The following is a 10,061-nucleotide window of genomic DNA, read 5'->3' as shown; positions in this document are numbered from 1 at the left end:
CTTCCCGGGTAATCGATGTCTCCATCAAACCCGGGGCGCTTCAAGGTCCCGTAGATGACGTGCGGTGCGTTCAGCGGGGTAGTGGGCGAAGGTGTCGTGACTGATGGGCACGAGGTGTTGCGCGAACCCGTCCAAGAGCTGGCGAACGTCGGGATTGCGCAGCCAGATGAGCGCACTGCGGGGATGGTCCTGGCTGGTCAGCGCGTCGAGTAGTGGTCGCAGCTCGGTCGAGACCAGTCCGGTGTCGGCGGTGGTGAGCAGGGCGGTCAGGTCGTCGGTGAGGCAGCATCGGGCGCAGAGTCCTCGGCGGTGGGGTTCGTCTTGATCGCCGCAGCGGGTGCAGGTCAGTCGGGGGTCGTCGATTCCTGCGCAGTCGGTGCAGATGGCCTCATCGTCGGCGAGGCCGGGTAGCAGTCGATCCGGCGTCAGGCAGCGCGGACACGTTCCGCGTCGGCGGGTGGCCTGTTGGTAGCAACGGCGGCAGACGAAGCCCTCGGGCCAACGCACGCCGCGATGCTGGCGTTCGTCGTCGCACCGTGTGCAGTGGTACTTCGATGTGTCAGCCATGGGGGTGCCACCTGGGGTGCCGTTTACGCCGGTGGGCCGGGTCGGTGGATGTGGGCCCGTTTCGGGCGCAGCGGCCCATCAGTTGCGGGGGAGGCGTCGGTGGCGGTTCGCCGCGAGGGTGCGGTGTCGACCCGGAAGTCGCAGAGATCTTCGACGCTGCAGTCCAGAACGTGGCACAGGGCGCCGAGTAGGGCCAGGGGCAGCCGGTCCGGGGTGCGTCCGAGTAGGCGGTAGAGCTGCGAGGCGGAGAGCTCGATGCCGACCTCGTGTAGCGGGGTGATCAGGTCAGACAGGTTGTGCATGTCCCGGGCGGTCATGACTTGGCGTAGTCGCCACTGGTAGGCGATCCGGTGCTTCATGTCTCGGTCGTCCTTTCGGGCAGACGGTCAGCTGCGGCGCGTAGGGCGGCGGCCACGACGCGGCTGCGGTAGTCGGGGGAGACGAAGGTGTAGAGCGAGGTGGTCGAGGCGTACTCGTGTCCGACCTGTTCTTGGATGAAGCGGGTGTCGTAGCCGGACTCGACCAGCAGCGTGACGTAGCTGCGGCGCAGGGAGTGAAAGTCCAGTCCGGGGTCGGTCAGGCCGGCTGTGTCACAGAGGTCGGCGAAGCTGTGGGACAGTGCCCCGTTCGAAATCCGTTCGGATCGTTCGGTTGGAAATAATGCGGTCCCGGTGGTGCGGTCGAAACTGGGGCGCCCCTGGTCGATCCACTGCTCGAGGCAGTCGATCACCCACGCGGTCTCCGGGACGGTCAGTACGCCGCGTCGTTTGGCGGGGGATCCTTTGCCGGGCTTGCCGTATCGGACGTAGCAGACCCCGAATCGGCCGAACTGCCGTGCCCGCGGATTCGGTCCGAAGTCTGTCAGGTCCAGCATGCGTACTTCGTTGCGGCGCAGCCCCCAGGCGTAGGCGACCTTGGTGATCGTGGCGGTTCGCAGCGCCACCATCGCTCCCTTCGTGCCGACCTCATAGCGGCGGGTGACCTGCTCGTCCGCGGTATCGCACAGGTCCTGCAGTTCGTCGGTGGTGTACGCCCGTTTGCGTGGGTCGCCGGGGCCCTCGTGGACGTGGCGGGCCGAGTTGGCCTCGGTAATGATCTGTACGGGATGCGTGGCGAACCGGTCCTGGCATTGCTCGGCCCACTCGTAGGCCGGGTCGAGCAGGTAGTCCATGAAGTGCCGCAGCGCACCTTGATAGCTCAGGACCGTGCTGTGCGCGACGCCGTGGATCCCGCGCAGTTCGGTGATCCAGTCATCAGCCATCGTCGCCGTCCAGGCCCAGGGGCCGTCGGCATCGCAGAAGTCCCGGAACCGCCTGATCGTGGCCACCCGCGCCGCCACCGTGCCGGCAGACAGGTTTCGTGCCAGCTGCTGACGGGACCACCCGGTGACCATCGCCTCGAACACCGAGGCTTCCGGCCGCAGGACAGCGATACCGTCGGCCAGCTGCAACCGCGCCGACCCTGGAGGAAGATCCTGCTGCGACATCTCGCACCGCCCAAAAATGGCTCGCGTGTTGTGCGAAAGTGTCGCATGAAATGCGAATCGCCACAAGAGGCCGCAGGTAGCAGCGCCGCCCACCATCCCGTCATCGGCCGACGGTCACGGCGTGGCAAGGGCCGAAGCGCTGGTCCGGCACGTGTTCACGCGCAGGTCACGCGGGCTGTCGGGCACTACGGGCGAGGGGCAGTTCGGGGAGGGGTCGAGTTCGCGGAATCTACAACTCGGCATCGTCAGCTTGTCATAAGATAACTTAGCGGCACTTCTAATTCCGCTGGTGAGTGCACATCCGGAGATGCTCACGTCCGCTACTGGAACCGGTTTGGCAACCGACACGATGCTGGCCCGGAGCGGCTGCCCGGTCCGGGTGCTGCGCGCCCCCGGCGTCGTCAGCCGTCGTAGGCGACCGTCTCCACGACGATCGGCCCGGCGACGGCCCCGCCGGTGGTGGTGAGTCGGTATTCGACCCGGCCCGGGCCGGTGGAGATCTGCGCCTCGTAGGGGTGGGAGATCGGATCGGGGATGCCCGTCGAGATCCGCGGGAACGGGACCTGCGCGATCTTCTCCCCGGTGGCCCCGGTGTCGAGGTTGCGCCACGAGAGGGTGGCGGTGAGGTTGCACGGACCCACCCCGGCGATGGCGAAGGCCCAGGCGACGGACGCCGTGTCCGGGTACCCGTCGCCGTCGAGCGTGGTGGAGATCGCGCCCGCGCACAGCCCCGTGGGTGAGCCGCCCACGGCGATCACGCGGTCGGGAGCGGGGAACAGTCGCGGGATGGCCTCGGAGGAGTCCTGGGCGTTCGCGGTGGCCGGGGCCGTGACGGCGGCGGTCAGTGCGACGGCCGTGGCGGCGAGGAACGCCCCCACGGAGACGGTGGGCCGGCGGGTGATCCGCCGGGTCGAGCCGGTGGTGTCCACCCGCTCATCGTCGCACTGCGGACAGCGGCAGACAATAGTGGGCGAGGATTCCGCCACGTCGGACCGCCATGTCGAACACGGTGGCCGTGCCCGGAACGAGAACCCGTTCGACACCTGTCTGTAATGTCCGACGAGAGGCTCCGGAAGCGAGCCTCGGTCGGAAGGACACGGGATGATGGCACGAACGCGCGGTGGGGACGCCGACACCGTCCGGTCGGACGAGAACGGTCTCATCGCGGTCCTCGCCTTCGGCGGCATCGTCATGTCCCTCAGTCAGACGCTGGTCATCCCGCTGCTGGGCATGCTGCCGGCGATTCTCAACACCTCCGCGGTCAACGCCTCCTGGGTCGTCACCATCACGCTGCTCGCCGGAGCGGTGGCCGGTCCGCTCATGGGACGACTGGGAGACCTCTATCCGAAGAAGTACGTGCTCATCGGTTGCACGGCGGTCATGGTCGTCGGCTCGGTGCTGTGCGCACTGGCCACCTCGCTGTGGCCGATGCTCATCGGGCGCGCCCTGCAGGGCGTGGGAATCGGTGTGATCCCCATCGGCATCGCCACGATGCGCGAGATCCTCCCGGCGCGTCGACTCGCACCGGCGATCAGTCTGATGAGTTCGTCGCTCGGAGTGGGAGGGGCGCTCGGGCTCCCGGCGGCGGCCGCCCTGGCGCAATACGGTTCATGGCAGTGGATGTTCTGGGGGTCCGGGGCCCTGGGCGTGGCGATCATCGTGATGATGACGGTGCGTCTCCGGACGCTGCCGGCCGCCAAACCGGACGGCACGCTCGACGTCGTCGGCGCGGTGGGGCTCGCGATCGCTCTCATCTCGCTGCTGCTCGCGGTGTCCAAGGGCGCCGACTGGGGCTGGGGCGCCCCGTTGACCCTCGGCCTGCTGGCGCTCACCGCGGTCTCGCTGCCCGGATGGGCGCTGTGGGTCCTCCGGCACCCGTCACCGATCGTGGACCTGCGGGTTGCCGCCCGTCGCCCCGTCCTGATGACCAACATCGCCTCGGTGACCATCGGCATGGGCCTCTATGCGCAGCTGCTGATCATGCCCCAGATTCTTCAGCTCCCGGTCGAGACCGGACACGGGTTGGGCCAGTCGATGGTAGCCATGGGGTTGTGGAGCGCGCCCGGCGGGCTGGCGATGATGGCGGTCTCCCCACTCAGCGGGAGACTCATCGGCACCCGCGGCCCCAAGACCACGCTCATCCTGGGAGCGCTGGTGGTCGCGGTCGGCTATGCGTCCGGGTTGTTCCTCATGGGATCGACCTGGGGTGTGATGACCGTCGGCATCGTGGTGAGCGGCGGTGTGGGGCTGGCCTACGGTGCGATGCCCGCGCTGATCATGGCCTCGGTCCCCACCTCCGAGATGGGCTCGGCCAACAGCGTCAACACGCTCATGCGCTCCATCGGCACCACGACCTCTGCCGCGGTGCTCGGCGTGCTGCTCACCCAGATGTCCATGGACTTCGAGGGGCTGTTTGTCCCCACCGAGACCGGATTCCGGGTCGGTCTGATGTTCGGCTGCGGCGCGACCCTCCTTGCCGCGGCGGTCGCCGCCACGATCCCGCCACCGTGGGAGGACAATGCCACGGCCCCAGCGGTGCCGGCGCGGGAGAGCTGAGCGGCCGGATCAGTACGCGCCGGACAGGATCCCGTCGGCCCGCGACCGGTCGATCTTGGTGGTGATGCCGCACGCCGTGCACGTGGCCGTGTACGACGACCCCAGCGGGATGATGGGGATGAAGAACAGGGAGAACGCTCGCTTCCGACGGTCGACCCGCTGTGCGGCGACGTTGCCGCAGTTCGGGCACGTGGCCCGGGCCAGCCCGAGGTTCCGGGACGAGTTCTTGAAACCGAAGATGAAGAACATCGGCCCAGCGTGACACCGCACCGGGCCGCGCGCACCCGGTGCGGTGGAGTTCAGGACCCGGGACCCGAGCCGTCCGCGGTCGACCGGGCGCGGGCCACGATTGCATCGGCCAGCTCTGCCGGCCGCTCGTCGGGGATCCAGTGACTGACCCCGCTCATCTCGACGAACCGGTAGTCGGCGTCCACGTGGTGGCGGGTCCGCTCGGCGCCCCCGCGGCCCAGGGCCGGGTCGCGGTCACTCCACACGAAGGTGGTGGGCACACGGACCGCCGCGGTCGAGCGGGACGGTGGGGCGAAGGGCAGGGCCCGGTACCAGCCGAGTCCCCCGGGGATCGCGCCGGCGGCGACCATCTCACGCCGGTAGCGCTCGATCATCTCGGGCGTCATACCCATCCCGGCCAGGGCCTTCTCGGGCCGCGGGCCGGCCGAGGTGAGCAGTCGCTCCGGCAGGAACGGCAGCTGGAAGAGCCCGATGTACCAGGATCGCAGCAGCTGGTCGGAGGCGACCATGGCCTTGAGGAAGGCGGCGGGGTGGGGGACCGACACGGCGGTGAGACTGCGGAAGCGGTCGGGGTGCGCCCCGGCGACACCCCACGCCACGGCGGCGCCCCAGTCGTGACCCACCACGTGGGCGTCGGGCAGGCCGGCGGCGTCGAGCAGCGCGAGGACGTCCCCCACCAGTTCCGACAGCCGGTACGCGCGCCGACCACGGGGGCGGGCGGACTCGCAGTACCCGCGCTGGTCCAGCGCCAGGGTGCGGTACCCGGCCGCGTGCAGGAGCGGAGACACGAGGTCCCAGCTGGAGGTGCGTTGCGGGAACCCGTGGAGCAGGACGATCGCCTCGCCGTCGGCGGGCCCGGAGTCCACCGCGCGCAGCTCCATACCGTCGCGGGAGAACCACAGGTCCGGCCGGTGGGCATTCGGATCAGCCGCGGACATATCCCCTCCTGACCGCCCGGTCGAGAATTCCGAGCGTCGCCTTGAGCGCCGATGCGTCCAGCACCGGCAGTACTCCCGAGTCGCGCCACTTCGGGTGCGCGTCGGACCAGTCGTAGTAGCTGACGACCTCGGTACGCGCCCCCTCGGTGTCGTCGCCATCGCCCAGCGGGATCAGGCGGTAGCCGTAGGTGTGCCCGATCGGGGGTCTGATGGCCCCGTCGATGGTCCAGGCGATCTCGGCGTCGGGCTCGAACCGGGTGATGATCACCGTGACGTCGTACTCGCCCATGTCGTAGTCGCCGAGGGACTCGCGGTCCATGTGGACGACGAACCGGTCGCCCTCGGCGGTGACCACCGATCCTTCGGCTGCCTGGAGCATCCCCGAGGAGTCGATCGCCACGTGGCCGTCCGGATCGCACAGCACGGCGAACACGCGGTCTGCCGGAGCCGTGATCACCCGCCGCGCCTCGAGGCGGAGGCCGGCAGGACTCTCGCGGGCGGAGGCCTCACGGGTGGCGGGGTGGTCGCTCATGGCCGAGACGCTACCCGCGCACGCCGCGGGTCGGGGACCTCTCGCGATCCCCGACCCACGGCGTCCGGCTACTGCTCCGTGCCCTGCGTCAGATGCGGGCGGGGTCGGGCCGCTCCCACGCCCGGTGGGTGGCCAGCAGCGGCTTGAGCGCGGGCAGCACGCCGGCCGCCGCGTCCACGGTGACCACGCCCGGCGTGTCCGACGTCAGCCCGAAGTCGACGTACCGGTCGATGGGCGCCAGGGTGGCGATGGCCTTCTTGTGTCGGTACATCTCGCTGATGAGCACGTCGGTCCGCGGGTGGGCGGGGAGGTCGACGACGACGAGGGCATCGAACTCGATGGACCGCTGCGTCTGATAGGTCCGCGAGATCGCGACCGTCGCGTCGGGCTCGCCCTCGCCCAGCCTGCCGCCGACCGGGCCGATCACGAGCGGGACCATGTCGTCGTCGAACACGGCCTGTTCGAGTTCCTTGACCGCGGCGACGTCGGAGTTCTCCGTGACGAGGATGCCGATCTGGCGCCCGTCGGATGGCCACTCCTTGCCGATCTGGGACAGGGCCGGGCTGGTGACGACCTCGGCCACGGGCACCTTCGCGGGCGCGGGCAGCCCCAGCCCCGACGCGACGGTGACGGCGAGGTCATGGTCGATGTGCGCGAGCTGCTCGACCTGCCGGATCTTGATGGCCTCCTCGTAGCACTTGCCCAGCTCGAAGGTGTACGCCTCGGCGACGTGCGCCTTTTCCACCTCGGTGAGGCTGGTGTAGAACAGCGTCGCCTGCGAGTAGTGATCGTCGAACGTTGCCGGAGCGTCGCGGACGACCTGCGCGTCGGCGATCTGCTGCGCCACCTCCACCAGCGCACCGTCGGTCGTGCCCGCCATGAACGGGCACCCACCGTCGAGGCTGTTGGGCTGGTACGGGGCCACTCCCACGTGGTCGGCGGACTGGTGGAAGCCGTCGCGGAGCATGTCGTTGACAGGGGCGTGGGGGCGGTTGATGGGGATCTGGCCGAAGTTCGGCCCGCCCAGCCGGGTGAGCTGGGTGTCCAGGTACGAGAACAGTCGGCCCTGCAGGAGCGGGTCGTTGGTGACGTCGATGCCCGGCACGAGGTGGCCGGGGTGGAACGCGACCTGCTCGGTCTCCGCGAAGAAGTTCTTGACGTTCGCGTTGAGCGTCATCGTGCCGATGACCTGCACCGGCGCGAGCTCCTCGGGGACGATCTTGGTCGGGTCGAGCAGGTCGATGCCGTGGAACATCTCGCTGACACCGTTCTCGTCGACCGTGTCCGGGAAGACCTGGATGCCCAGGTCCCAGCTCGGGAACGCGCCGGACTCGATCGCGTCGGCAAGGTCGCGGCGGTGGAAGTCCGGGTCCATGCCGGCGGTGATCTGGGCTTCCTCCCACACCTGCGAGTGGACGCCCAGGTGGGGCTTCCAGTGGAACTTCACCAGGCTCGTCTCGCCGGCGTCATTGATGAGCCGGAACGTGTGGACGCCGAAGCCCTCCATCATCCGGTACGAGCGCGGGATTCCGCGGTCGGACATGTTCCACAGGGTGTGGTGCTGCGCCTCGGTGTGCAGGGAGACGAAGTCCCAGAAGGTGTCGTGCGCGCTCTGGGCCTGCGGGATCTCGCGATCCGGGTGCGGCTTGGCGGCGTGGACGACGTCGGGGAACTTGATCGCGTCCTGGATGAAGAACACCGGGATGTTGTTGCCGACCAGGTCCCAGGTGCCCTCGTCGGTGTAGAACTTGGTCGCGAACCCGCGGGTGTCGCGGACCGTGTCGGCGGATCCGCGGTTGCCGAGCACGGTGGAGAAGCGGACGAAGACCTCGGTCTCCTTACCCTCGGCAAAGACGCCGGCCTTGCAGACGCTCGCTGCGGCGCCGTTGGCCACGAACGTCCCGTGCGCACCGGCCCCACGGGCGTGGACCGCGCGCTCCGGGATGCGCTCGTGGTCGAAGTGCATGATCTTCTCGCGCAGGTGATGGTCCTGGAGCAGGACGGGGCCACGGCGGCCGGCCTTCTGCGAGTGGTCGGTGTCCGACAGGCGGGCGCCCTGCGCGGTGGTGAGGAAGGCGCCCTGCTGGCGCATGACCTCCTCGCGGGCGGTGACGGAGCCGGGCGGCTCGGCGCCGGTCGGGCCGTACGGGGTGGCGCCCTTCTGATCCGCCTTGGGCGGCAGCGGGCTGGTGGGCTCGGTGGGCTCGTCGACGGTCGGGGGCCGCGAGCCGGGCGTACCCGGGACGACGTCGGCGCTGCCGACCAGGTCGTCGGCGAGTTCCTCGGCCTTGTCGACGATCTTCTCGGCGGCGGACCGGGCGGCGGACTTGGAATCTGACCTCTTGTCGGGCATGGCGCTCCTTCTCGGGGTGGAATCGGACGTCCAGGACTGCAGGCCCCCGCAGTGCAGCGGGGGGAACCGTGGGCGCGATTCTGCCCCCGTCTGCGCACGACGCAACCGCTCGAACACGGGGAGAAAACCTTCACCCGCGCCTATTCTCAGAACATGACACCGCCCCCGGTCGCGCGCGAACACCTCCCGTACCCGGTCGTATTGGCGGCGGCGTGGTCCGCGTGTCTGCTCCTCATCGCGGGCGGTGGCTGGCTGCTCGGGCAGGCGATCGGTCGGCTGTCGGTGATCATCGCGCCCCTCGCGATCGCGGTCCTGCTCGCGGCCATGCTCAGACCCCTCGTGGACCGGATCCCGCAGCGGGTCCCGCGTGCGGCGGCGGTCCTCGTCGTCGTCGTCGGGGTCCTGGCCGTCATCCTGACCGCGCTCGCGGCGGTCACCACCCAGCTGGCCACCGGCGTGCCCCGGATGCGGGAGCAGATCTCGTCCGGCACCGACGCGGCATTGCGGTGGCTCGAGGAGGGGCCGCTGCACCTCACGGCCGACCGACTGCAGGAGGCGGTGGGGCAGGCGCGGGCGTGGATCGAGTCCCACTCGGAGGCGGTGGCGGCCGGCGCCGTCCAGTTCGGGCACACCGCCGTCGACGCGGTGGCCGGGGTGCTCATCTGCCTGGTGGCGCTCTTCTTCTTCCTGTACCACGGCGAGAAGCTGTGGGAGTTCTTCGTGCGCTGGCTGCCGCGCGCGAGCCGCGAGCATGTCGACTCGGCGTTCCGCCACGGCTGGGGCAGCCTGGGCGCGTACACGCGGACGCAGCTCACGGTGGCCGCGATCAACGCTGCGGGTGTCGGCATCGGTGCGGCGCTGCTGCGGGTGCCGTTCGTGATCCCGATCGTCGTGGTGGTGTTCCTCGCGTCGTTCGTGCCGATCGTGGGCACGCTCGTCGCGGGCCTGGTGCCGACGGTCTTGGCGCTGGTCGAGCGGGGGCCGGCCATAGCGATCGCGATGCTGGCGATCGTCGTGGTCGTCCACCAGCTCGAGTCGCACGTGCTGCAGCCGATCCTCATGGGGCACGCCGTGGCGCTGCACCCGCTGGCGGTGATCCTCGTGGTCACGGCCGGCACGTACCTGTTCGGCATCGTCGGGGCGTTGTTCGCGGTGCCGGTGACCGCGATGGCCAACACGATCGTGCGGTACCTCGCCGCGCGGGGGGATGGCGGCGCCGACGGTGGTGGCCCGGGGCCGGGCCTGGTGCCGGAGGTGGACGAGGTGTCGGGGCCGGACCGCGAGGGCCACGAAGACGGACACGACGACGAGGGCCACGACGAGCCCGGCCCGCGCGGTCGTCCCGCCGACTCCGGCGACCCCGCGGGACCGGCCGGGCAT

10 protein-coding genes are annotated in these 10,061 nt (G+C 69.9%); 2 read left to right on the top strand and 8 right to left on the bottom strand.

Annotation, left to right across the window (positions count from 1 at the left end; all coding sequences use genetic code 11):
* Nucleotides 1-24 precede the first annotated feature (24 nt).
* The 4 genes from G6030_RS05875 to G6030_RS05860 all read right to left on the bottom strand — a co-directional run bounded on the left by G6030_RS05875 (nt 25) and on the right by G6030_RS05860 (nt 2,982).
* Nucleotides 25-567 carry a hypothetical protein gene (locus G6030_RS05875; protein ID WP_182642487.1) on the bottom strand — a complete coding sequence of 181 codons (543 nt, stop codon included), beginning with the start codon at nt 565-567 and terminating at the stop codon, nt 25-27.
* Nucleotides 568-590: 23 nt separating this feature from the next.
* Complete coding sequence (locus G6030_RS05870; protein ID WP_182642486.1) at nt 591-926, bottom strand: helix-turn-helix transcriptional regulator; 336 nt, start codon at nt 924-926, stop codon at nt 591-593.
* Nucleotides 923-2,146 carry a tyrosine-type recombinase/integrase gene (locus G6030_RS16850; RefSeq protein ID WP_347238591.1) on the bottom strand — a complete coding sequence of 408 codons (1,224 nt, stop codon included), beginning with the start codon at nt 2,144-2,146 and terminating at the stop codon, nt 923-925. Before G6030_RS16850 ends, G6030_RS05870 begins: the two co-directional genes overlap by 4 nt.
* 308 nt (nt 2,147-2,454) lie before the next feature.
* Nucleotides 2,455-2,982: a hypothetical protein gene (locus G6030_RS05860; RefSeq protein WP_067715492.1), complete on the bottom strand. Its 528-nt coding sequence runs from the start codon at nt 2,980-2,982 to the stop codon at nt 2,455-2,457.
* Between the two features lie 172 nt (nt 2,983-3,154).
* On the opposite strand from G6030_RS05860, the gene G6030_RS05855 reads away from it, so the two are divergent.
* The gene (locus G6030_RS05855; RefSeq protein ID WP_182642485.1) at nt 3,155-4,609 is read left to right on the top strand and encodes an MFS transporter; all 1,455 of its coding nucleotides are present in this window, start codon (nt 3,155-3,157) and stop codon (nt 4,607-4,609) included.
* A 9-nt stretch (nt 4,610-4,618) separates the two neighbouring features.
* On the opposite strand, the gene G6030_RS05850 is transcribed toward G6030_RS05855, so the two are convergent.
* The 4 genes from G6030_RS05850 to G6030_RS05835 form a co-directional block, all read right to left on the bottom strand.
* Nucleotides 4,619-4,858: a zinc-ribbon domain-containing protein gene (locus G6030_RS05850; protein ID WP_061228629.1), complete on the bottom strand. Its 240-nt coding sequence runs from the start codon at nt 4,856-4,858 to the stop codon at nt 4,619-4,621.
* Between the two features lie 50 nt (nt 4,859-4,908).
* Nucleotides 4,909-5,796: an alpha/beta fold hydrolase gene (locus G6030_RS05845; protein ID WP_061228640.1), complete on the bottom strand. Its 888-nt coding sequence runs from the start codon at nt 5,794-5,796 to the stop codon at nt 4,909-4,911.
* Nucleotides 5,783-6,328, bottom strand: coding sequence for a polyketide cyclase (locus G6030_RS05840; RefSeq protein WP_182642484.1), 546 nt, complete (start codon nt 6,326-6,328; stop codon nt 5,783-5,785). Before G6030_RS05840 ends, G6030_RS05845 begins: the two co-directional genes overlap by 14 nt.
* Before the next feature lie 88 nt (nt 6,329-6,416).
* Nucleotides 6,417-8,681: a catalase gene (locus G6030_RS05835; RefSeq protein WP_182642483.1), complete on the bottom strand. Its 2,265-nt coding sequence runs from the start codon at nt 8,679-8,681 to the stop codon at nt 6,417-6,419.
* 153 nt (nt 8,682-8,834) lie between these two features.
* Here G6030_RS05835 and G6030_RS05830 point away from each other — a divergent pair.
* A partial coding sequence (locus tag G6030_RS05830) for an AI-2E family transporter (protein WP_182642482.1) occupies nt 8,835-10,061 on the top strand: 1,227 nt, incomplete at its 3' end.

Origin of the sequence: Dietzia sp. E1, assembly GCF_014145015.1 — a bacterium.
Taxonomy (GTDB): Bacteria; Actinomycetota; Actinomycetes; order Mycobacteriales; family Mycobacteriaceae; genus Dietzia; species Dietzia cinnamea_A.
Note: the sequence above shows the minus strand (reverse complement) of the source record. Positions and strands in the feature narration are given on the sequence as shown.

Bases quoted from the DNA above. Each gene is read 5' to 3' on its own strand.
- G6030_RS05875 (WP_182642487.1), bottom strand. From the start codon at position 567: ATGGCTGACACATCGAAGTACCACTGCACACGGTGCGACGACGAACGC.
- G6030_RS05870 (WP_182642486.1), bottom strand. From the start codon at position 926: ATGAAGCACCGGATCGCCTACCAGTGGCGACTACGCCAAGTCATGACC.
- G6030_RS05855 (WP_182642485.1), top strand. From the start codon at position 3,155: ATGATGGCACGAACGCGCGGTGGGGACGCCGACACCGTCCGGTCGGAC.
- G6030_RS05850 (WP_061228629.1), bottom strand. From the start codon at position 4,858: ATGTTCTTCATCTTCGGTTTCAAGAACTCGTCCCGGAACCTCGGGCTG.
- G6030_RS05845 (WP_061228640.1), bottom strand. From the start codon at position 5,796: ATGTCCGCGGCTGATCCGAATGCCCACCGGCCGGACCTGTGGTTCTCC.
- G6030_RS05840 (WP_182642484.1), bottom strand. From the start codon at position 6,328: ATGAGCGACCACCCCGCCACCCGTGAGGCCTCCGCCCGCGAGAGTCCT.
- G6030_RS05835 (WP_182642483.1), bottom strand. From the start codon at position 8,681: ATGCCCGACAAGAGGTCAGATTCCAAGTCCGCCGCCCGGTCCGCCGCC.